We start from the raw sequence: 23170 nt of genomic DNA on the forward strand, positions 1-23170 counted from the left end.
TTAATTTATAGTGAACATTGAATTCCAAAATTATAAACCTGTTGCAATGGATAACCTAAGCCATTTCCACCCATTTCTACATCCCAAAGCTTGAACTTTGAAAAATTGTATAAATTGGTACCGTTTACATACATTCTAATCTTTTCTATACCTATTTTTTGGCTCAAGCTTCCTTTAAAGGTATATCCCATTTCAACCTGCTTGATTCGTAAAAAATTACCATTACGCATAAACCAAGTACTCACTTTAGTATTATTCGCACTCGCAATATCATTGAATCGTGGCCATAATGCTTTAAGATCCCTGTTATCCTCAGCCCAATGACTGTCCACATAACTTTGAAGTAGCTGGTTTTTTTGACCAGAGGCAAGCGAAACAAATGGTGCCGTAGCGGCAGCATCTATCCAAAATGAAGACTTTGCCGAGCCTTGAAGAAAAGTAGAAAAATCAACTCCTTTGTATCCCAAGGAAAGTCCAAAACCATAAGTCATTTTTGGTACAGTTGGATAACCTATAGGTACTTGGTCTAAATCGGTAATTACACCGTCATTATCAATATCTTTATATTTGATATCTCCACCCAATACTTCTCCAAACTGCTCAGGAGAATTATACGCCTCAGCATCGTCTACAAATAGACGTTCTGCCACAAAACCAAACTGCTGACCTATTGGCAATCCGATTCTCGATCGCCATGGAAATCTAGTGTAATCAGGCTCTTCATATTTTACGAACTTACTTTCGGCATAGGTAAAATTGCCTCGCCCTGAAATAAACCAACCGCTGGAATAGTTCTTATTCGCTTCCAATGAAACATCAATTCCTTTGCTATCAGCTTTACCTACATTAGCTTGAGGTAACACGACTACTCCCATGGTATTAGGTGTATGCGCACGGTCCATAAGGATATTGTATCTATTCTCCTTGTAGACATCGACAACAAGATTTGCCAAATTGAAAAGACCAACTTCTGCACTAAGATTCAATTTGCGAGAAGTTTCCCAGGTAATTGCCCGGTTTTCTAAACGTCCTTCTGAAACACCATTTATTCTATTTCCAAATTCACTTCCAAATGTGTAACCTGCACTAGAAATATTCGGATCGACCTCCGATAAATAAAAGAAACGATCTTCCAAGCTTCCTATAGCATCATTCCCAACCAAACCATAGGTACCCCTCAGCTTGAAATTAGTAACAATGTGTTGTAATTCTCCTTTCCAAAAAGGTTCTCTCGACACATACCATGCTGCTCCAACAGAAGGAAAGAATCCAAAACGATGCTCACTAGCAAATCGTTCCGAACCATTGTATCCAAAATTTCCTTCCAAAAAGTATTTGCTCTGGAACGCGTAAGTAAAGCGTCCAGCTAACCCTAAGTTTCTCCTTGCCAAAGAATTTTGCAAACTGCCTGCATTAGCAGAAATTTTGTTTTGCATATTATAAACCAACATTCCGCTTAACGCATGATGCTCTCCAATATCCGTACTATAACTTAAAATTCCTTGGAAGTAATCTTCAGAAGTAATTTGTTTTGAATCCTCACTGTAACTTAAATACTCTTTTCCCTCTGTAGGATTAAGATTTAACAAGGTATACTTGCTAGTATTTTTATCATAATTTAAAATACCGTAATAAAAAGGACTGTACATTCTAGAGACTTGATAATAATTATAACGCGTAGTATTATACATTGCACTAGCTTTCAAACCTTTGACAATAAAATCCAAATCTTGCTTCACCTCGAATTGTGCCAAAAACATGGCATTCGTATAATCTCGATAACCTTTCATAAGATTAGCATATGGATTTAGGTAATTGCCCGAGCCTGAATTTCCGAATAAAATATGCTCTGTAGTCGAGTTCTTTTCGTCCGGCTCATAAAAAGCTGGAAATAATACTGGATCTGTACGAATAATCTGTTTATAAAAGTCTGCTGCAGTACCTAAAGGTCCCGTATAGTCTGTCCACGTTGTATTCAACCTTACAATCGCTTCAGTAGACTTTGTCAAATTAATATTTACATTTGACCGCAAACCATAAGTTTTCAAATCTATACCATTGTTAAAGTTATTACGTTGATCCACTTTAAGCATACCATTATCCTTGTTATATGTCGCTGCAACATAATACCTTGCGACTTTACCTCCTCCGCTCACATTCAAATTCAAGCGATTATTAAATGCTCTATCTTTCAACATTAGCGACTGCCAGTCCGTAGCTGGGTAGATCATTGGGTCCGCGCCCTCTGCTGTCCGTTCTATCTTTTCCCATAAATATTGTCTATTTCTCCCTCTTGTAAGACTAGACTCATTGGCCAGCTTCATATAGGTAATGGGATCAGCTAACTCAATGTTTTTCGTAGGTTGGGAAGCCGATGTCTCATAACGAAGGGAAATATTAGCTTTACCCTCACGGCCCTCTTTCGTCGTAATTAAAATAACACCATTAGCTCCTCTAGCACCATATAAAGCGGTTGCGGAGGCATCCTTCATAATCGAAAAACTTGCTAAATCATCCACTTGCAATCGTGCCAATTCAGTAGCAGGGACTTCTACTCCATCAACCAATATTAAGGGCCTATTGGAATAACCAAAACTAGTTACCCCCCTTATAAAAAAGTCTGCATTGTCAGCCCCAGGCTCACCGCTTTGTTGAAAGGCTATCATTCCAGCAACACGACCAGCCAACGCGGTCGTCAGATTGCTCGATGGCACTTTTAAATCACCTGGTTTTACTGTTGTAATCGAACCAACGACACTTTCTTTCTTTTGTTGACCAAATGCTACAACAGTGACTTCATCAAGTTCATCTGGAGCTTCTTTTAAAACTACATTCAGCTCGGTTTTACCTTCAATAGCAATCGTTTTGCTTTCCTTTCCGATGTAAGACACAAGAAGCTGATCAGACGATTTAACTTCTATCGTAAACATCCCCGCTTCATCTGTAAGCACTCCTTTGGAACTACCAACAATGGTAACTGTTGCTCCGGAAATTGGTTTTCCTGCTTCATCTTTTACACTTCCCTTAACTGTCATAGATTGAGCACTTCCATCAAGTGGTATAAGCAATAAAAAAACAGCCAGTACCTGAAGAACGGAAAGAAAACCAGGTTTGAATAATTGTTTCATAAATCCAAGTTTAAATTTTGATTTCTTTTTTAGAAAACATTGTAATTTATCTTATTTTTCAAAAGTAAAAAGTATAAGATAAGGCATCTAGTACTTTCCTATTTGATATGTATACAATATTTCAATTCGTAAATAGATGTAGGTTAGCTGTTATTTCTTTGCTTCGAGTACCGTACCAGCAATGTATCTAGTACCATTTTCCTTATTAAAATAATAGGTTACTAGGACCTTATTCTTATCTAACTGTACTGCCCATGGATAACCGATGTCTCCGGAACCAGCGTCATCACGAAGAACAATCTCTTCTGATGTTTCAAAATCTGTACACTCTGCATTTAGTACACGTGCCCTAATACCAAAAGGTTTGTGTCTATATCCATATACAATCAAGACTCTATTATCTGGTAATCGTAATGCCTGTAGTGGATGTCCTTTAAAGCCCATACTTTTCCATTCAAAGCTATTACCTCTGTCTGTCGATCGTGCTATACAAGCTTGATCGTCATAACCTGCAGTACGCAGAAAAGCAACCAGATCGCCCTTCGGTGTTTCATAAATAGAGGTTTCGTTAAATGATATCTTCGGATCCTGTGCTACTACAGCTTGGTATTTCCAAGTTTTCCCTTTATCATCAGACACCATTAGGTAATTAGATGTTTTTTTAGTCTCCGCATTATCTGTAGCTGCTACGACCCAATAGAGTCTACCGTTTTTCCCTTCAACTAATGCACCTCTATTATAAACCGGAACTTTATTGCCATACATGTCGTGATTCACCTCTTGAGAAATAGCTGGGGGATAGATTGGTCCCTGCCATGTTTTCCCATTATTCCGAGATGAAACTAGATAACCTCCTAAAAATGTCCCATCATTGGAATGAAAATGTGTCCCCTTTAGCTTCTTCTTGCCATCCTCCCGTAAAAAAGACCATCCGTAGCTAGCACATAGCAAAGTGCCATCACGCAATGTCAGCAAGCAAGGATCTTGAGATCCGCCAAAGGCATGTGCATATAGTAATTGAGGCTCCTTTGCCCAATTTTCACCATCCTTAGAAGTCATTTGAACCAGATAGCTATTAGGATCTACATGCATTGTATACCCTTCGCCAAATATGCGTCTTTCAGGAGCTCTCCTAAATGCCAGTAGGAAATTATTACCTTTGGTCTTTACAATTGATGGAAACGACGCATAAAAAAGGCTATCTTTATAGATTACAATATCCTTGACTTTTTCCCATTTAACTTTAGTTTTATTTGCTTTCTTTTGTGCGTTTGTCGTAAAACAGCAAACGACAAGCAATAAACTGATGAAACTTAATATCTTTTTCATAATATAGATTTATTAATTAGCTTTTTCAATACCGTTGAGCAATAGGCCATTGCTCGACAACTACACCTTTATCAACCACCTGATAACATGGATATTTAGCAACTGTAGGACAGATATGATACGGAATTATATAATGCATATCTCCTATACTGACATTGGGCCATTCGCTGGTTGGCACTTCCACCACCAGATGCTCTTCCGATTGCGAAATCGGCTGCCAATCACTGTGTCCGATAATGTGCAACCGTTTATTGATACTATTTTCGGCGGCAATAGCCTTATGCCCCAGATCCAAACATAGTGTTGACTTCGTTGGCTTAGAAATCACCCGTGATACCAAGATAGCAGCGCAGTGATAAGCTTGTTCCTTCAAAGTTGATTGATATCCCCAATCCCACAGCATAAATGTTCCGGGACTACATTCTACAAAAGGCAACTCCCGATAAATAGAAAATGTATTGGATCCACCTAACACTAGTTTGAGTTTACTGTGTAAAGCTTCCTCCAACGATTTGTAAAGGTTCAATACTTGGTCCAAAACAGGTTTTACTTTATTGTACCGTACAATCAGATCGGTATCTTGTATATGCCCATCGTATCCATGTAACCCAGCGATGTTTAAGTTTGACAGTTTAGAAATCTCTATTCCAGTTTCAAATGCATCAACTAGAGATACCCCTGTTCTATTCATACCTAGATTCAGGTCAATAAATACATCGACCATGACTCTTCTACCCATAGCCTGTTCGTTAAGAATCTGGCCCCCATCAATAGAGTCAACCAAGGCACCGAACAATGTTGTAGGAAATTTAACGACTAAATCTAAAAACACAGTGATATTCGGCCCCACCAACGGATAAGCTAACAGCACATCTGCTGCACCCAATTCAGCAAGAAGTCTAGCCTCACTAAGCGTCGCACATTTAAACTTAGTTACCCCTGCTTCCAAAAGCGTTTGAACCAATTCTCTATTTTTAATAGTCTTAATATGTGGTCTTAGATTTTCAACTTTACATCCTTGCAAAGTCAAGTTTATATTCGCTTTAACAAGATTTGGATAAAGTAAAAGATTAGGTGTTAATATAGCTGATCCGTCTTTGATCCAATAGTTAGATAGCATATTCTTATTTTCCATGGCTACATTTTTTTATAAGTTCTATCAGTGCTACCTTAATTCGCTTCTCTGCTCCTTCTTCCAAAAAAGAAGACCTAGCCCTCCAAGTCTCGTATCCTCCAAAATCAAATTCACGTAGAGGTGGTACATAGCCCACATAATCATTAGCCATTGTGACCGTAAAATATTGTGGAAACTCCTCTTTCAACGCTAACCCAGTAGCCGCAAAAAATTCTCCACCCAATGCCCCTATCAACGTATCACCAATTTTAAGACACTGGATGGGAAATAAAACTGAATCTGGCTGTGCTTCCAACAGCACCTGTTCACGGGCATACACCTTCTCATAAAGATCTTCATCCTGATAAGTTACCAGTTCATAATCTGTATTATTTACCAAACGTTTTGCTTTTTCAAGTGTTGCAGCCGGAATACACCTTTTACGGAGTTCAATATCGACAGTACTACAACCAAGTCGTGGAGCTACTTCCCATACTAAATTCTCCGTCCGTCTCTTCAGGGCTAAGGCTAGATCATTCGCTATAAACTCGCTTTTAGCATGATCTTCTTTTGGATAGCGGTCTCCCTCTATAAAGTCCCAAATATTAACTTCCCCACTCGTACCATTGCTCATCACCACCACCATATCTTCGCTACCCAATTGCTTTTTTACTGCTTTGGCAAAATAACCAAAATAGTCTGCCGAGATTACGCTACGCGGACAGTCTCCTACGTAATGAAGACCATAATTCGCCAGTACAGCCAACCATTCACCTTCCATTGTCTGAATCCCCATAAAACAGAGTTCTCCATCGGGTTGTGAATTTCTCCCGACTATTTTTTGCTCCGCACCAAACGGATTTGTTTTCACTTGGTCGATAGTCCCCGAGACCGGATTTACCGGTTGATATGAGCTATTCATTGTATAGCGTCTACAGGTCACGTGTTCAGGCATACTAACCTGGCCAAAGGCAACCTTAACTGGTTTCGGATTCTCGACGACAATCTCAGCCAACTCAACCAACCTAGTAGATAATAAATCTCGGTAAGCAAGATCAGCATGTGCCAAGAGGAGGTCAGCAACCGATCCTGTAGAATGCGAATGTGTGCTCGATATCATTTGATTCGAAACCAAAATACCGGTTAGTCTTTCGATTTCAACTTTTATAGGATCTAGAAACTCTCGTTTCATCACACAGATATCCACCACAATCAGTAAAATCTTTACATTTTCATACCGTAGGTAAATAGCTTTAGCATAAAGAGGATCTGCTATTTCACTAGCATATCTGCAGGTAAACTCTCCGTTGATAACGGTTCCTAATGAAGGGGTAACATCGATCTGGCACGCATTTGCATACAACATAATCTTCGGTTTTAATTTAAATAATTTCGTAAAAAAGATAACCAATTACCATGAAATATCCCATCGATATCTTCATCTGAGTATCCCCTATTCAATAAAATAGAATCAAATTTCTGCAGGTCTGCTATACTGTTTAGGTCCCATGGCGACTGTTCCGTCCCAAATATACCATCTAAATCAGAGCCGATACCGATGTTTTTTGTATTTCCCGCAAGTTGACAGATATGATCCCAGTGATCGACCAGAGCCTCCAGTTTGATGTCCAACTGCCATGGATCCGATACGGTATCTATAAACCTGATATCCATTGCCCAACAATCCAGCATACCTCCGATTACCGCTCCACGGGCGATCAGCTTTTTTATCTGCTCATCTGTTAGCTGTCGCTGATTTGGAACGATCTTCCTGACATTATGGTGTGAAGCCCATATAGGCCCCTCATAAATATCCATTACCTCCTCAAAACTCTCATCCGTAAGGTGGGTTACATCTAGTATCATATTCAGTTTACCCATTTCCCTTAATAACTGGCGTGCTTTAAGATCGAGCGGTCCCATCATCCGTGTACCAGGAGCATATCTTCCTGGTCCAAAATGCGATAATCCTATTGCACGTAGTCCATAAGCGTGAGCCTCATGTAGATAATCGATATTAACTAAGGAATCAGCACCTTCAAGACTTAATATATAACCTACAGCTTTAGCTGCATTCGGCGTGCCATCATTCCAGTAGGTCAAATGATTCTCTAGGTCAGATCTGCTTTGGATCATCTTCATTTCACCCAACTTTTCCATTTCCCTATACCAAGTCAATTGCGCCTGCGTCATCGCCCAGGCCTGTTGTGGCGAATTCCATCCTGCCAGTTTAGATCCCGGAGGAGATACCCTGGACAACTGCGTGGCAACTACCAATCCGGTATTTCCCTTTCGCAATTCCGGCAGACATACGGTACCATTACCCCGATCCGGCTTATCAGATTTAAACAGCTCCCGCTGTCGGATCTGTTCTAGGGATTGGGTCAGATCCCTATTCCATTCTATAGCGTTCATGGCCAGATCCAGATGAGCATCCACCAAAAAACGTTGATTACGGCTATCCCTCTGCATATTCCTTTTTATATTTGATTATCAGTTCATTTATTTCCTGCGAAAACTCCCTAACAATGCGCTCCCACTTTTCGAAATCCCCTGCGCTATAGTTATATAACCCCGATAGACTTTCCATGCCCATCTCTCCCTTATTAATCATAGCCTCAAACCACTCCGGAACCTCTTTCATATTTGACAGCTCCGGATTCAGATCTTTCATAACCATAGCATATGCTTGAGTCCCCATTAGATCCATGTACAGATAGTTGCCCGTAAACGGAAGGTAATAGCCAGCATCATTACGGCATGCCCGATCAATACTCTCTATACTCGCATAGCCCTTATCCACCAGGTAAAATGCTTCGCGGGTCATTGCTGCCAACATATAAGCCCGCACACTGACACCGCCTCTAACGATATAGGGATCCTTATTCAATCTTTCTTTTGCCCAATGGAACAACACATCCACACACTCCTTTTTATTTTGTGCTGTTTCTATTATTTCCATGAACGGTGAAGCCGTAATAGGATAACAGAAATTCACACCGATCAATTCCGCATGGACATAGGCCTGAATTTCTTCCAAACTAATACCGTCTACGTTCACACATATAAAACCATTCGCCGACAAAGCATTTTGCAGTCCATTAATCCATAAACATTTGTCGTTCAAATCATCTACTGTAAATACAAAGATTACGTCATACCTACTTCCTGTTATAAAAGGCTCCTCTACAAAGTCAGCATCAAAGTCCTCCTGACGCAACTGTTCATAAAAGTCACGGGCCGTAGCCGATTTACCAGCAACCAACAGTCGTGGATTATCATTCACACACATACGTCATTGATTTAGCTGGTTTTCATTTCTTTGAGTACCTCTCCTACAGCGACCAGAGCAGCCTCCACATCGCTATCCGTTGTAGCAGCAGAAATATACCAAAGCCCCCGTCCTATTATCCGTATTCCCCTATCGTGAAGTTTTGCCACAAAAACCCCTAGTTTTCTTTTATCGGCCTGTAGTACATCCCGAAATTCGTAGACTTCTTTCAAATCGGTAAACGAGGTATTCAGCATGGGACCTGGTCCCTGCACCAGCATATTTTGGCCATAGGTTTTATTCAAGACTATGAGTCCCTCCTTGAGCTTTAATCCAAGTCTGAAGATACGTTCGTAAACATGCGCATCACTTTCCAAAATGCGGATCGTGGAAAGCGCGGCCGCTACCGTAGGGTTCGAGGCATTCATGGTGCCAGCATGGATCACACGCCCCGTGGCAATCTCATCCATCCATGACTTTTTGCCTACAATTGCGGATATAGGGTACCCAGATCCCATTGCTTTAGCAAAAATTGCCATATCAGGTTCTACTCCAAAATAGCCCTGTGCACCGGACAACCCCATTCTAAACCCCGTTATTACCTCATCCATGATAAAAGCAATATCAAATTGTCGGGTCAATCCTCTCATTTTCTCCAAGTATCCTGGTCTGGGCATTATACAGCCATTGTTACACATGACGGGTTCCGTAATCACCGCTGCCAGATCGTCTTTATATTTTACAATTGTTTGCTCCAAAAGCTTTTCATCGTTCCAAGGAATAATGATAAATTCACGCCTACTGTTATCGGCTAGACCAGCACTCCAAGGAAACACCTGTGGATCATTCCGTTCGCCCATCGATTCGCCTTGAGGATGCCCCAGACCATAAGCCACATTATCCAGCCATCCGTGATAATGCCCTTCAAAACGTAAAAAAAGCTGTCTCCCCGTTTTTGATCTCGCCACCCTTAAGGCTGTTTGCACAGCTTCAGAACCATCTAGACAAAATCGCATCAGCTCCGCACAAGGAATCAAACGATTGAGCGCTTCTGCAAGTTCAACCTCCTGTATATGTTGACCGGCATAAAGCTGCCCCATTTCACTATAGTTAGCAATATCCCCTAATAGCGCTGGATGCGAGTGTCCCAGAATCAACGGTCCCTGACTTAGTGTAAAATCAATATATTCATTTCCATCCACATCATATATCCTAGATCCTTTCCCATGACTATAAAATAAAGCATGAGGATGATTATATTTTCTAAATTCGGAAGATACTCCCGCAGCGAGTACTTTACACGCCCTTTCCAATAGCTCCTTAGATTTTAAATACGTATACTCTTGCATCAGATTACAAATTAAGATCATTTAGTTTCTTTCTATACCGATCGGACAAGTGATATATCTCTTCATTGAAATTAGAAAAGTCCTGTTCCAATTTCCTAACAGAATCTTCCGTATGCGGATATAACCCTGTCAGATTATGAATCCCTCTTCCTCCTTTTTCCAATATCTCTTCCATTTGCTGAGGTACATCCTGGCGATTACTGAGCTTGGGAAACAAATGATGATATGTTTTCAGATAATCCTGTAGTCCCATAAAATCCATACGCCTAAAAATGCCCATCAATGTTACCCAAGCCCCCATGTCGTGCTGAAAACATTTATCCAGCCCTGCCATCGAGATGCATCCCTTGTTTATCAGTGCGAATCCTTCCCGATACACGGCATACATCAACCTATTGGTTATAAAACCCCGGATATCTTTATACAAAAGAGTCGGCTCCTTCCCCCAGTTCTCCGCTTCATCCCTTATCATTTCGGCTATAATCACAGATGTAGCCGCTCCACAGGTGATTTCTAAAAAGCGCGTAGCATAGGCCGGTTCAGCCCAATGTATCCCCATAAAACGCTGTGGATACTTCAGGTATTTCTGAAGATTACTGATCGGGATCGCGGACGTATTAGTGGCGATTACCGTATTCTCAAACACGTGATCTTCGACCAATTCATACACCTGCTTCTTTATAGTCTCTATCTCAATAACACATTCAACGACCAAGCCACACTGTTGCAACAAGCCATAATCGGCCGTAACTTCATATCTATCAAAGAAAAAATCTACTTTTTCAGGTAGTAGCCCCATCTTAGCACAGAGATCGAGCTGCTCACGTATCCTGATAGTCCCTATCTCCAGCTCCTCCAACAATGGCGTAAGGGCAATCACACGGTAACCTGCTCTCAAAAAGGATACAATGATACTGCTCCCCATCAGCCCCAAGCCTACCACACCGATACAATTTCCAATTCCTCTTTCTCCCATTAGCCCAACTTAACTATACAATCAATTTCCACTTTAATGCCTTCCGCTAATACAGACTGTACGGTAGTTCTCGCCGGTCTCACCCCCTTAAAATAAGTTCCATAAACCTTATTAAAGCGATCGAAATCAGCAATATCAGCCAGATGGACCGTACTCTTGACCACGTCATCCATAGTACCTCCAGCAGCCTCTACAATAAGTTTAATGTTATCTAAAGTTCGTATTGTCTCCTCTTCAATAGATCCAAGTACAAACTCTGAACGCTTGAAGTCCACACTCGCCTGCCCCGAAACAAACAAGAGTCCATCAATCTGCACAGCATCAGAATATGCACCGGTTACAAAATTTAAATCTCTATCTGGATGAATGATTTTTCTCTTTTCCATAGCTTTACATTTAGTTATCCAAAACTAGGGTACATCTGCCCCGAAAGCCTATGTATTTATATCAAAATCTTACACTATTTTTCAATCTCGCTTCCGGCAAATCTTATCTATCCTTTCAAGCACTTTAGTTACCAACTTTCTATAAGACATCAAAAAAACAAAGGCCGGCAAAACCTAGAGTGCCGATCGCCCCCCCCCCGAAGTTTTCACCTAACTATTCCTGCTTTTAACCGAAAAATAAGATCCTTTGATCGAAAGCCCATTTCTCTTCTCTCCATTCTCTCCTACATTTGAATCAACAAATACGAAACAAAGTGATAACAGATGCAACCATTTAAAAATACCAAGCGTCTTATCAACAGGAAAAAATAGATTAACAAACGACATAAAAAAACAACCATGTACAAACTCATCGCCATCATTACCGCTAGCCTATTTACGTTCGCATCTGGATTTAACGTATCAGCCCGAGAAACCGTCAACCCACTAAAAGACGTAAATACGAAAACCATAACCCTCACTTATGTAGAGGCTATTACACGGGGCAATACCGACTTCCACAAGCAGCTGTTCACCGCAGATTTTGAATATCTCAATTCCGCCAGCAACCAAGTCTCTAACAGAACAGCCTACTTAGGGTTCTTAAAAGCGAACAAAGGCATCCAATATAACTGTAAGACCGATTACGAGATATTAGACCAAGCTGGCAAAACGTCCGTAGCCAAAGTGTCCATGCAATTCGAAAACTTCACCCGCGTCGATTACGTTACCATGCTACAGTCTACGAATGGATGGAAAATCAGCAAGGTAGTAACGACCTACCCATAAGAAACGGAGAAGTCTTCATATCCATCATTAGCATCAGTTTTATACTGGCTGCTTCACTAGGCTGCTAGTGAAAGAATAATAAACATGATTAATCAAGCAATGATATTTCTAAATTCATTGAAAACAAGTAACTTTGCCCCCGATTATTAGTCATGATTATGAAAAAAACACTTACTTTGCTTGCTATAGTAGCATGTTTTAGTATGAGCCATGCTCAAGAGACAAAGTTTCTCCTCGAACTGGGCGGTTCCTACACCAACAAACAAAACGACCAGCCACCAACCGGACAGTTATTTTATACGTCTTTAAAGACAATAGCGCCCCGTTTAAATGTGCAGCTGGGCTACAAAATCACAGCACATTCCTACCTTGGGCTAAACTATCAACATAGGAAGACAAGCCTCTTGCAAGAGTCACGACACACCAACAGCGACTTTAGTTCCTACAACAAAATTGAGGAAAAGGTAAAAAACAATGCTTACGGCATTTTCTACAGGCATTATTTCTTACCTATCGATAAGAGCAGATGGAATGGCTTTGTGGAGCTGGCTCCCAGCTTAGCCCTGCAACGGACTGATAATGAAAAATCTAAACGCACGGTCAACAATACCACCTCTTATACCCAAGAGGAATCCTTTTCTAATCATTTTAAAAAAGAGAAAAACCTAGATACGGACCTCCGAATTGGAGGTTCCTATGCCATATCTGATAATTTCATGGTGCAGCTATCGCTTCATTCATTAGCGAATATCACCCATACCTTCGAAGATTCCGTTTTCAAAGAAACCGGAGAAGAAAAAGCAACTTCTTTCCAATTCTTAAAATCGCCTTTAGCGAACACTTACCTTTCTTTACTATTCAAAATCTAAATCAACATGACTAAATATTACATTTTAACCGTTTTAAGCAGTATTTTTATCTTCAGCGTTAGTTATGCTCAAGATAAAAAGATAACAATATCAGCACATACCAATTTCAGTAAACAGGAAGCTAAAAATAATTCATTATCACCAATAAATGACATCTACAGGGACTTTAATTTAACACCTCGCATATCTTACAAAATCAGCAAAATGTGGGCCTTAGGAGCTTTGTATCAATATGGTGTCAACAAAAACACCACGTCCATAATTATTCCCATCGTCAACGCCAATGAAACTACACGAGTTTATGTTGAGCAAGAACAGAAATCTACGACTAATACTTTTGGATTATTTGTTCAATCCTATCTCTACGATAATGGCAAGTTTGCGGCTTTTCTCGAAGTCGATGGGTTAAAAGGGAAAACAAAAACTACATTCGATATAGAAGAGGGTATCATGCCATCGCCTGATATCAAATATAATAGTTTTTCCTCAGGCCTTCATGCAGGAGGGCGTTATACCTTTTTCAAGGGCCTTGGTATAGAAGCCAGACTCAATCAGTTAGTTCAATACAAAAAAAGCAAACTAGCCGATGAGAACGTCAAAGACTCCTATTTTCGTGTGCTCAGCGATATATGGCGAGATTGTTCGATTGGTCTAGCCTATCAATTCTAGTGTAAGTTACAAAACAGAACAGGCCTAACTTTCCATTAGGCCTGTTCCATAAAATAATACATTAACCCTATACAGTTCATAGACCTTCCGATGTATCGGAACAGGTCTACCACAAGGTTCCCGGGCTAAACTCGGGACTTCGCGAGAGCCTGTTCCGCCTTTGCGCAATGACGTATAAACTCTACACTTGTTAACTCGATAACAAGTTCACTTCATAACTCCATAACTCAATACCTCATCCCCACTAGAAAAGTCAGCCGTATAAAAGCCACCTCACTCTTATCCTTAAGGTGAATCGGGGCATCCAGCGATTTAAGCTCCGTACCATCTACAAACACCACATACAGGCCATCTTCAAAAGCCTGTATCGCCGTATCCAAGGCCTTCTTTATAGCCACCTCTTCCAGGTTATCGATATCACTAAATGCAATCTTTCCCCCTTCCGCCTGTTCACCTATCTGTTGCGGATTCAGGAAGGATACCAAAGGTATCTCTTCCCTGTAACGATTATATCGTTGTACTTCATTCTCTACGCATGCCGTTATCAGTTCTTTCAAGGTAGCGGGCACCTCCTCCAGCTGATAAGGAACATTGATCACCCTCTTCTTCCCCAGTCGCTTTAATTGTAAGGTCAGCTCCATCAGTTAAGCATTAATCTGTTCCAGAATAGTCGGATCCTTGATCTTGTCGTCCTGCGCCAGGTAGCGCATTTTGCTGATTATCTCAGCCGATTTCGGATCATCATCGACAAACGGTAAGAACACCCTTCCCCTATGCTGACTGTGCACCGGTATAATCGACAGCTGCCTTCCACCTTTACTCACCATACCACTGCCCAAATGTATGCTGTACTCCGCCAACTTACCGCTCACCAGAATATGACGATCTTTGACCTCAATATTATCCAGGCCAAACAACTGTGCACTCTCCCTGGCCAGGGCAGCCCGCATCTCCATACTGCTATGGCTCGCTTCCGGATCCACTTCACCCACATGCGCTACAGAAACCACCAGATCCATATCCCGCATTACTTCGGAAAAGATCACCGGATCAATAGCCTCAAACGGCAATAAAGACCTGTCTTTTAGCGAATAGAAACAAATCAGTTCCAGTGTCGGTGCTTCCACATCCGATGGTGTAAACCAATCCGCCATAGCAAACATCGTTACCAGATAGCCTTCTTTATGAAACACCTTCTGCAATCCCTCTTCGTAGCTTACTGTCCACCCACGTCCCCGCAATAGCGCTACCGTCTTCTGTGGCTGTATCTGATGTCCCTGATAGCGGGTCGATCGCGTACGTTGCTCCATTTCATCCGCCGTAGGCACATACAGCTCCCGGAAGACCTGCTTGAAAGGCTGCTTCATCTCGTTAACAAAGAGATAGCGCTGGAAAAGATCCCATTGCACCGAGTGGAATAAATCATAAGGATGCGCAATCACCAGTTCGTCCATATCCGTCACCACTATCGCCTTACCATCGGTATCCATCAGACCAGACGCCGACCAGAAGCCCGCCTTTTGTGTGTTAGGTATATACAGCACCAACTTACTGAGCATCGCCCTCACGATCGGATGTTCCATAATCTGCCTCAATTCAGCCACCGAGTATCTGTCCCTTCGTAACATTGAATTTTCCAACGCCAGCTTCGTTCTCGAAAACTGTTTGGTCAGATACGTCTTTCCATCTTTCAGCGCTTCAATAAGCTTGTTCTTCTTATATTTGTCCGGAATACTCTTCAGCGCTTTATCCTTTCTGCTCACCTGCAGATCCGCCTTACCTTCCTCATTCACGACCAGTTCCACCCGCACATCGTCCACCTCGACCACCGACTCCTGCATGATCTGCTGTGTAGCCTTTCCTTCCATCGCCCATACAAAACGTATGCTATCGTCAAATCCCGCATTCCGTGCCAGGTTATCCAATCCAATCTCTACCGCATTCTTTTCACTCTCCTGCCGCTGCGCGCCAAACTGCTTGCTTTCCTTGAGGAAAGTCTGCAATATAGTATACCTTTTTAGCAGATCCCCCTCCGGATTAGCCTTGGATATAGGGATCAGTCCCAATGCCATGACATAGTCCTTATCCCGCTTTTCATTGATCTTTTTCAAGGTCTCCGTAATCTTGGTTTCCCCCAATAGTACGGACGAATAGGTTTTCACCCGACGGTAGCCCATACCATCCGACAGGTACTTGGCCGATTCGTGGAGCAATTTCCAATTGGCCTTGCCCAGATTGGCGTACACCCGCTTGAACCAATCGATATCGATCGCTCCCTTTTGGAAGTCATTACGAGGCACATTCGAATAGCGCGACAGAATAGTTTCCTTTTCGGCATCCATATAATCCGTCGTATGCGCCAGGAACCACCATACGGCCTCTTCCAGGCTTGGGATCTGCATGTAGTCCCCCAGCCAGTCCGCCCATTGCGTAGCGTAGCAAGATACCTCTACCAGTCGTTTCTTCTCCAGTTTACTGGCTTTAAGCTGTTTCGCAAATTCTCCGAAAAGCTCCTCTTCCGCAGGGCGGCATTTTTTTAGGATATGGCTAAACGTATACTTCCTGTCCGTACCCCCGCCGTAGCTATACCCCCGATCAAAATTTTCCTTCCCCATACGCTGCAGTACCTCAAAGAAATAGCTGGTCCCTTCCACCAGCTGAATCTTAGCCATATAAGGCGAGGCTTCCGTCGGCATATCGCCCCGTTCCAGTTCGACCGTCAACATATTTTTCTTCAGCAGACCGTTGATTTCCGGCATGGTATAATGCTTGAGGCGTTGCGTATGATAATTCTGTCCCCCATCCAACAGGAAAAATAAATCCTTATTCAAAAGGGATAGAAATAGCAGATCATCGTTATTGATCAACTGCAGGCTATACGCTTTGAACAGCAGTTCAAAACCCGGAGTCTCCACTTTTATAGTACTGGACGTATCAAACACCTTATTTAAGAAAGGTACCACGTCCTGTACCTTTTCGATAGATCTCCCTTGTGCCAACTGCTGGGCGGTGATATATAACCGCAATTGATACAGGCGCAACAATTGCTTTTCATCATAGTATGCGTAATCATCGTCCATAATCGGATAGAACATCGCGCCTATCAGATCAGTCCACAGCAGCTGCTGGTTATAATAATATTCGACATTATTAAAGGTCATACCTTTCAGCTCTTCCGAGAAACGGGCTATGCTATCCTCGAGGACATCCAGCTTGTACGCTGTCCATGTTGGTTTATCTGCATACGCATCCAACAGATGCGTCAATATCGTTATTATCTTGTTCGAATCACTATAATAGAAATAGTTGACCTTATCATAATTAAGACTTTCAAATTCAGGAATGTATTGCCGTTGAAATGCTTTTAGATCAGCTTGGGTCTCTTGCCTGTTGTATACACTTCTGATGTACCATATTACAGCATAAAGCTCAAAATCATTGAGTCCGGCTTCCTTATACCAAGACTTCCAAAGATCAGCCAAAGGCAGGTTATCCAGCCGCTGCATCGGGTCACTGTCCTCTTCCAACCGTTTTAGATGAGTTATCGAGTTCATCAGCATTGTGGTTTCCTGAGATCCCTGATACCCTTCGTAAGTATATTCTGTCTTCCTGTTTTCGTCAAATAAGGCATAGAGCTTATTCATCCCTTTGACGGTCTTTTTGACATCGATCAGTTCCGGGAAAAGAAAATCAGATTTCTTGAAGCTCAGCAACTTCTTTTTAGGTTGTTCAAACTGAAGTTTCGGCAGTCTGAAATCCGTCAGTCCACTATAGTCTATCGCACCGAAACCATTCGCCAACGTAAACGCTGATCCCTGAGCGGTATGATCCAGTTTGGCCAATAAAATAGATTCGTTCTTTCCGGCCTTCCGTGCAGCGTATTTATCCTTCTGCTCTAGAATAAAGTCCGCCCATTCTGCTTTATCCTGCAACATCGTCAGCATTTCAAGACCACCCAGGCGCTGATCTACACTCGACGAAACTAACAAACGTGACAACACATCTTTTAAGGTATCTGTTGGCTGCAGCAGCAACAGCCCCATCGAGGCCTGCCGCAATTCCTTTCCTTTACGTGTCAGCAAACTCTCCAATAAGACAATGTCTTCTGCAAGAATAGATACCGAACGCATGAGATTAATCCCTGTAAACGAGACCGAGGTATTCCGGTCTACTATCGCCTGACGGATCACCTTGCGCTGCCAATCATCCTCCTGAAGATCCATCTGGCTAACCTTTCCTCCATTGCTTTGGAACGACCAGCTGTAGGTATAATGATCCGGGAACAACTTACGCATCAGCCTCTCGCGCGAACTCGATGGAACTGCGCCCAGGTCATTTGCCAATAGTACAAACTGATGCGGCTGTAGGTAGTCGAATAAGCCGTCATATATATTTTCTGGCTTTATGGTATAACTCTTCCACGAGAATCCTCTCTCTGTATAGGTCTTTCCAGCAGAGGGCAACTTGGCGGCAGTAGCGATATATTTCGCCAATAGTGTGTCCGACATGTCGTGCTTAAATAAGTTGACCAACAACCAGTAGTCCAGCTCGATATCCTCGCCCGCATGTGCTTCGGCATAATCGATCAGGTCCGAATTCGTCCGTTCGGTCTCCCGCATAAAAAACAGTGCAACCAATTTGGATTCCAAAGCACTCTTTTCATCCGTAACTACCCGAACAACAGCCGCATTAGCTTCATCCACATCGACTATTGCTTTCGACCATAGAGCGACATACAATTCCAGATTATCCTTACTCTGCAACGCGCCTTCGACCTGCTCGGGATGATCCAAAAACTGAAGCGCCAACTCCAGCGTGCGCTTTATCGTAGCTGCCTTTGGAGCCTCCCATCCAAACCCAAACCAGGTATCCACTGCTCGTACCACCGACGAAAAACGCACTAGATTATGCTCCAGGATCAAACGTATAAAACGCTTCAGCGCTTTAACCGAAGTAAAGTCCAGTGTTTCCAGTATGGTCTGCCGCAATCCCTCCTGCTGCTGTGCAGCCAATAGCACCTTCTCAACCAACAAATGGTTAGCATCGTCCTCCGTCAAGAGCAAGGCCCTTATGAGCTCTGTCGATACCCCACCGATCTCATGTTCCCCTAAAAACATCTCCTCCAGCAAAGGATAATATTTCTGCGGTTCATCCATCAATAATAAGGCATAATACAGACCGATATCCTGCACATTCTGATACACATCGTATTGCATCTGATCCAGCGGATCCATCGTATTAAAAGAAGTGTAACCACCATAATACAGGGAGTTCAACCGCCCCAGCTTCGTTTTGGAATACGCCCTTGACGGATCTATCCGAAACGGTCTCCGGCTATACCTATCCTGAAAAGGCAGACGATCCATCAAGTCCCATATCCGGACGATATAAGGCCCCATCTTAGTGCCGAACAATAAGTTTGCAAGCTCCCCTCCCTCCTTTGTATTCCAGGGATTGGTTTTTGGATCGGTGCCAAACTGCTCCTCATACATACGGAAATTGGCACTGTAGTCATAATATTCAGACAACTGGTTGCTTATATAAAGCCCCAGTATTCTATAAGGTTCAGAAAATCGTTCAAAATCTTCCTTAGGAATAGCGATTCTATCGTGTTTGTTTATAAATTCTCTAGCTTTCTCAGCAGGGATCATATGTTGTCGTTATTAAGTTGAAAATCGAAATATAACGTCCACCCTAAAATAACGAATTAATTGGATGGCTAAGAATATAAATCTTACCAGACAATCTACGAAAAATACCACATACGGATCGGTTCGGTCTTATATTCGCACGAATTGGTTTACAATCCGTATTTTTCATCAGCTTCGTACCCATAATGTAAAATAGCTGTGCTGATAAATTGTCTACTTCATTACCTTCACACAATTTAACATCAATTTAACAAACTATCGTATAGAATAGTTAACATTTAATCGTAAGTTTACACTGTTCAGTCAATTTAGGCTGTCATAAAAAAATCAACTTAATTCCCCTTTACCGTTTCAATGACTCCAACAATAAAATTCAGCAATGTGAATACCTTATTTTCACGTACACTCAAAGAAAAAACCAATCAATATTTCAAAGAAACACTTCAAAAGAAAACAGGTAACCGCCGCATTTTTATAAAAGCCAGCATATTACTTCTCACATTTGTTTTGCTCTATAGTCTATTGGTATTCGTTCAGCCCCACTGGGCTATCTCGGTCATCCTATGTTTACTATTCGGTGTAAACCTAGCTGCTATCGGTTTTAATATCATGCATGATGCCGGACATAATTCCTTCTCCGAAAACAAACGTATCAATACCCTGCTATCCTATTCGTTGAATTTGTTAGGAGGTAATATCTATTTCTGGAAGCTAAAGCACAATATAGCACACCATACGTACACCAATATCGATGGGGAGGACCATGATATAGAAGTCAAGTTTATGCGCATACACCATGACCAAAAATTACGGAAGCATCATCGTTATCAACGGTTTTATTTTCCGTTACTTTATGGGATTTCTTACTTAGCCTGGATCTTCTATCAGGATTACGAGAAATATTTTAGACAACGTATGGGGCATAGTACAGAAAAATTCCATTTCCCATTACGCGAGAAGGTCATATTCTGGACCAGCAAACTATTTCACCTCGGACTCTTTATCATCCTTCCCGTTCTCATAGCAGGTTGGCTTCCCACCTTGATCGGGCTTGTGATTGCCGGTGCTGTATGCGGCATGAGTCTAGCTACGGTGTTCCAATTGGCGCATGTTGTTTCCGAAACAACATTCAAAACTATTGAGGAGTCAAAAGTGGAAGAAGAATGGATGATTCACCAGATACAATCCACAGCCAACTTCTCTACCCAGAGTAAGATATTAACATGGATACTTGGCGGACTCAACTATCAGGTCGAACACCATCTATTTCCCAAGATCAGCCATGTCCATTATCCTGCTCTTAACCGTATTGTGCGTCAGACCTGCCAGGAATACAACATCAAGTACAATGAGTTCCGGTCGTTCTGGGCAGCATTCCGATCCCATATCCAAGTCATCCACGCCATGTCCAGGTAATCATACAACCGAGATTCGACTAAAGCAAAAGAGATCGTACCTGCAGCTTAAATTAGCTTGTTTACCGGATACACGATTTACAACAACCCTATTCCGCCTATACGATAACGGAAGCCGACTTCATGCGTATTAGTCGATATCTTCTGGTTAAGCGTATGACCGTTGACGCTGGACTGACCGCTAGGATCCACATCCTATTGACCATCATCACTATAACTTCTCCGTGCAGTTAAACAACAAACAACTTTAGGATTCTTCATAAAATAAATCTAGCTTTGTCGTGTTAGCTAACCACGAATACGAGTATGTATTGACTATGTACTTGACGAATTAGAAAAGAGCATGTTACCGTACCAACAACTTTCTGATAGCGATTTGCTGAAGTTACTAAAAAGCGATGATCAAAAAGCGTTCACTGAACTATACGAGCGCTACCATAGTCTCCTTTATATCTATGCTAATAAAAAATTAGAGGCCAATTCGCAATCCCTTGACATCGTGCAGGACATCTTATTGAGCATCTGGAACAAACGATCTACTCTCCACATCACCGTTACCCTTCGGTCCTACCTTTTCACCGCTATTCGTAACCGCATACTCGATGTCTTCACCCATCAAAAGGTTGAGACCAAATATTTGGATAGTCTAAAACATATTATGGAGACCTACTCTCCCAGTGACCACCTGATTCGTGAAAAGGAATTAAAAACACTGATCGATCAAGAGATTAAAGCTATGCCCCCACGAATGCGCGAGATTTTCATCCTAAGTCGTAAAGAGTGGCTAAGCAATCACGAAATAGCAAATAGACTTTCTATATCCCAAAGTACCGTAGAGACACAGATGAAACGTGCCCTCCGTCACTTACGGCTTAAATTGAGCCACTTCGCCAATCTTCTTTTGGAGTTGCTCGCTTTCTACCTTATTTTTTTCTAAAAAAATTAAACTTTTTTTCATTCTCTTGTACCCACGTGAAGTTCTTAAGCCGTCTTAGCTATATACAAGACCTAAAATAAAGAATGAACGATCCAAAAGAACTAATTGAAAAGTATAGATCCGGAAATTGTACTACCGAAGAGCTCGCTATCCTCCATCGATGGATTCACCAGATCAATCGAGATAAGGAGTCTAAGCTCACAGAAGAACAACTTATGGATGCTAAGCGTGCATTCGAACTACAATTCAAACAAAAAAATAATCCTATCCGTCGCGTAGCCTATTGGCGTGTTGCAGCAGCGGCATCCGTAATATTATTTGTGAGTATCGGTTTATATTTCGTCAAAAAATCCCCTACCGCTACAATTGAATCATCTATCACAGGACAGATCGATGACATACTACCAGGCAAAGATGCGGCTATATTGACAGTCGGAACCGGTCAGAAAATCAATCTAGATGAACTCTTCCGAGATACTATCATGTACCAAAATGGAACTACGATAAGTAAAAATGAGGAAGGTGCGCTAGTTTACTTTTCACCGGTATCAGCTGTAGAGCATCCCAACGAGTTTCATGTGCTGTCAACACCTTCTAAAGGCCAACATCGTGTCATCTTGCCTGATGGCTCCAAGATATGGGTCAATTCACTTTCTTCCTTAAAATTCCCTACGACCTTTTCCTCCAGCAGCCGCGATGTCGAACTGTCAGGTGAAGCTTATTTCGAAATAGCAAAGGACAGCGAGCGTCCATTCTATGTACATAGCAAAGGACAAAAGGTAAAAGTACTGGGAACACATTTCAATATCAAAAGCTACGATGACGAACCTACTATCAAGACCACACTATTAGAAGGCTCTATCCAACTATATTACGCGAACCTATCTAACTCACGTCTATTGAAAGCGGGTGAGCAAGCCGTGATAGCAAACGGGCGTTGTGCTGTGAACAAAGCCGATATAGAGCAGGTCATGGATTGGAAAAATGGAGATTTTATATTCCGCCAGGAGAGCATAGCACATATAATGAAGCGCGTATCCAGATGGTATGGCATAGACGTCGCCTACGAAATCGGAATTGATAAAAGCCAAACCATCAGTGGACAGGTATCCAGATCTAAGAATCTATCCGAAGTCATTCATTGCCTGGAGTCCGCAAGTGATCTTCAATTTACCATTAAAGAAGGCAAAGTAATCATAACCACAACTAACTAACTAACTAACTAACTAACTAACTAACTAACTAACT

General features: G+C 41.9%; 17 protein-coding genes. 6 read left to right on the forward strand and 11 right to left on the reverse strand.

Annotation, left to right across the window (positions count from 1 at the left end; translation table 11 throughout):
• Window positions 1–5 precede the first annotated feature (5 nt).
• From JKG61_RS11680 to JKG61_RS11720, 9 genes are all read right to left on the reverse strand, one after another.
• Complete coding sequence (locus JKG61_RS11680; RefSeq protein WP_202103154.1) at window positions 6–3128, reverse strand: SusC/RagA family TonB-linked outer membrane protein; 3123 nt, start codon at window positions 3126–3128, stop codon at window positions 6–8.
• Between the two features lie 150 nt (window positions 3129–3278).
• Window positions 3279–4457: a sialidase family protein gene (locus tag JKG61_RS11685; RefSeq protein ID WP_202103155.1), complete on the reverse strand. Its 1179-nt coding sequence runs from the start codon at window positions 4455–4457 to the stop codon at window positions 3279–3281.
• A 25-nt stretch (window positions 4458–4482) separates the two neighbouring features.
• Window positions 4483–5592: an alanine racemase gene (locus tag JKG61_RS11690; protein ID WP_202103156.1), complete on the reverse strand. Its 1110-nt coding sequence runs from the start codon at window positions 5590–5592 to the stop codon at window positions 4483–4485.
• On the reverse strand, window positions 5582–6937 hold the full coding sequence (locus JKG61_RS11695; protein WP_202103157.1) for a hypothetical protein: 1356 nt from the start codon (window positions 6935–6937) through the stop codon (window positions 5582–5584). The genes JKG61_RS11690 and JKG61_RS11695 overlap by 11 nt, the downstream gene beginning before the upstream one ends.
• An 11-nt stretch (window positions 6938–6948) precedes the next feature.
• On the reverse strand, window positions 6949–8043 hold the full coding sequence (locus tag JKG61_RS11700; protein WP_202103158.1) for a dipeptidase: 1095 nt from the start codon (window positions 8041–8043) through the stop codon (window positions 6949–6951).
• Window positions 8030–8863, reverse strand: a complete 834-nt coding sequence (locus tag JKG61_RS11705) for a 3-hydroxyacyl-CoA dehydrogenase family protein (protein WP_202103159.1) — start codon at window positions 8861–8863, stop codon at window positions 8030–8032. Before JKG61_RS11705 ends, JKG61_RS11700 begins: the two co-directional genes overlap by 14 nt.
• A gap of 11 nt (window positions 8864–8874) precedes the next feature.
• Entirely contained in the window at window positions 8875–10191 is a 1317-nt protein-coding gene (locus tag JKG61_RS11710; protein WP_202103160.1) for an aspartate aminotransferase family protein, read from the reverse strand.
• 4 nt (window positions 10192–10195) lie between these two features.
• Window positions 10196–11167, reverse strand: a complete 972-nt coding sequence (locus JKG61_RS11715; protein ID WP_202103161.1) for a 3-hydroxyacyl-CoA dehydrogenase family protein — start codon at window positions 11165–11167, stop codon at window positions 10196–10198.
• Window positions 11167–11553, reverse strand: coding sequence for a RidA family protein (locus JKG61_RS11720; RefSeq protein ID WP_202103162.1), 387 nt, complete (start codon window positions 11551–11553; stop codon window positions 11167–11169). Before JKG61_RS11720 ends, JKG61_RS11715 begins: the two co-directional genes overlap by 1 nt.
• A gap of 399 nt (window positions 11554–11952) precedes the next feature.
• On the opposite strand from JKG61_RS11720, the gene JKG61_RS11725 reads away from it, so the two are divergent.
• From JKG61_RS11725 to JKG61_RS11735, 3 genes are all read left to right on the forward strand, one after another.
• A complete protein-coding gene (locus JKG61_RS11725; protein WP_202103163.1) occupies window positions 11953–12381 on the forward strand; it encodes a nuclear transport factor 2 family protein in 429 nt (142 codons plus the stop codon).
• 158 nt (window positions 12382–12539) lie between these two features.
• Entirely contained in the window at window positions 12540–13250 is a 711-nt protein-coding gene (locus JKG61_RS11730; RefSeq protein ID WP_202103164.1) for an outer membrane beta-barrel protein, read from the forward strand.
• Between the two features lie 6 nt (window positions 13251–13256).
• Window positions 13257–13919: a hypothetical protein gene (locus JKG61_RS11735; RefSeq protein ID WP_202103165.1), complete on the forward strand. Its 663-nt coding sequence runs from the start codon at window positions 13257–13259 to the stop codon at window positions 13917–13919.
• 227 nt (window positions 13920–14146) lie between these two features.
• Here the strand turns inward: JKG61_RS11735 and JKG61_RS11740 are convergent, their stop codons facing one another.
• Complete coding sequence (locus JKG61_RS11740) at window positions 14147–14560, reverse strand: hypothetical protein (RefSeq protein ID WP_202103166.1); 414 nt, start codon at window positions 14558–14560, stop codon at window positions 14147–14149.
• Between the two features lie 3 nt (window positions 14561–14563).
• A complete protein-coding gene (locus JKG61_RS11745; protein WP_202103167.1) occupies window positions 14564–19570 on the reverse strand; it encodes a DUF4132 domain-containing protein in 5007 nt (1668 codons plus the stop codon).
• Window positions 19571–19951: 381 nt separating this feature from the next.
• On the opposite strand from JKG61_RS11745, the gene JKG61_RS11750 reads away from it, so the two are divergent.
• The 3 genes from JKG61_RS11750 to JKG61_RS11760 all read left to right on the forward strand — a co-directional run bounded on the left by JKG61_RS11750 (window position 19952) and on the right by JKG61_RS11760 (window position 23136).
• Entirely contained in the window at window positions 19952–20986 is a 1035-nt protein-coding gene (locus JKG61_RS11750; RefSeq protein WP_317192407.1) for a fatty acid desaturase family protein, read from the forward strand.
• A gap of 342 nt (window positions 20987–21328) precedes the next feature.
• Complete coding sequence (locus JKG61_RS11755) at window positions 21329–21922, forward strand: RNA polymerase sigma-70 factor (RefSeq protein ID WP_202103169.1); 594 nt, start codon at window positions 21329–21331, stop codon at window positions 21920–21922.
• An 83-nt stretch (window positions 21923–22005) separates the two neighbouring features.
• Complete coding sequence (locus JKG61_RS11760; RefSeq protein WP_202103170.1) at window positions 22006–23136, forward strand: FecR family protein; 1131 nt, start codon at window positions 22006–22008, stop codon at window positions 23134–23136.
• Window positions 23137–23170: the final 34 nt, after the last annotated feature.

It is taken from the genome of Sphingobacterium faecale, from assembly GCF_016746095.1.
Classification (GTDB): domain Bacteria; phylum Bacteroidota; class Bacteroidia; order Sphingobacteriales; family Sphingobacteriaceae; genus Sphingobacterium; species Sphingobacterium faecale.

Bases quoted from the DNA above. Each gene is read 5' to 3' on its own strand.
- JKG61_RS11680 (WP_202103154.1), bottom strand. From the start codon at position 3,128: ATGAAACAATTATTCAAACCTGGTTTTCTTTCCGTTCTTCAGGTACTG.
- JKG61_RS11685 (WP_202103155.1), bottom strand. From the start codon at position 4,457: ATGAAAAAGATATTAAGTTTCATCAGTTTATTGCTTGTCGTTTGCTGT.
- JKG61_RS11690 (WP_202103156.1), bottom strand. From the start codon at position 5,592: ATGGAAAATAAGAATATGCTATCTAACTATTGGATCAAAGACGGATCA.
- JKG61_RS11695 (WP_202103157.1), bottom strand. From the start codon at position 6,937: ATGTTGTATGCAAATGCGTGCCAGATCGATGTTACCCCTTCATTAGGA.
- JKG61_RS11700 (WP_202103158.1), bottom strand. From the start codon at position 8,043: ATGCAGAGGGATAGCCGTAATCAACGTTTTTTGGTGGATGCTCATCTG.
- JKG61_RS11705 (WP_202103159.1), bottom strand. From the start codon at position 8,863: ATGTGTGTGAATGATAATCCACGACTGTTGGTTGCTGGTAAATCGGCT.
- JKG61_RS11710 (WP_202103160.1), bottom strand. From the start codon at position 10,191: ATGCAAGAGTATACGTATTTAAAATCTAAGGAGCTATTGGAAAGGGCG.
- JKG61_RS11715 (WP_202103161.1), bottom strand. From the start codon at position 11,167: ATGGGAGAAAGAGGAATTGGAAATTGTATCGGTGTGGTAGGCTTGGGG.
- JKG61_RS11720 (WP_202103162.1), bottom strand. From the start codon at position 11,553: ATGGAAAAGAGAAAAATCATTCATCCAGATAGAGATTTAAATTTTGTA.
- JKG61_RS11725 (WP_202103163.1), top strand. From the start codon at position 11,953: ATGTACAAACTCATCGCCATCATTACCGCTAGCCTATTTACGTTCGCA.
- JKG61_RS11730 (WP_202103164.1), top strand. From the start codon at position 12,540: ATGAAAAAAACACTTACTTTGCTTGCTATAGTAGCATGTTTTAGTATG.
- JKG61_RS11735 (WP_202103165.1), top strand. From the start codon at position 13,257: ATGACTAAATATTACATTTTAACCGTTTTAAGCAGTATTTTTATCTTC.
- JKG61_RS11740 (WP_202103166.1), bottom strand. From the start codon at position 14,560: ATGGAGCTGACCTTACAATTAAAGCGACTGGGGAAGAAGAGGGTGATC.
- JKG61_RS11745 (WP_202103167.1), bottom strand. From the start codon at position 19,570: ATGATCCCTGCTGAGAAAGCTAGAGAATTTATAAACAAACACGATAGA.
- JKG61_RS11755 (WP_202103169.1), top strand. From the start codon at position 21,329: ATGTTACCGTACCAACAACTTTCTGATAGCGATTTGCTGAAGTTACTA.
- JKG61_RS11760 (WP_202103170.1), top strand. From the start codon at position 22,006: ATGAACGATCCAAAAGAACTAATTGAAAAGTATAGATCCGGAAATTGT.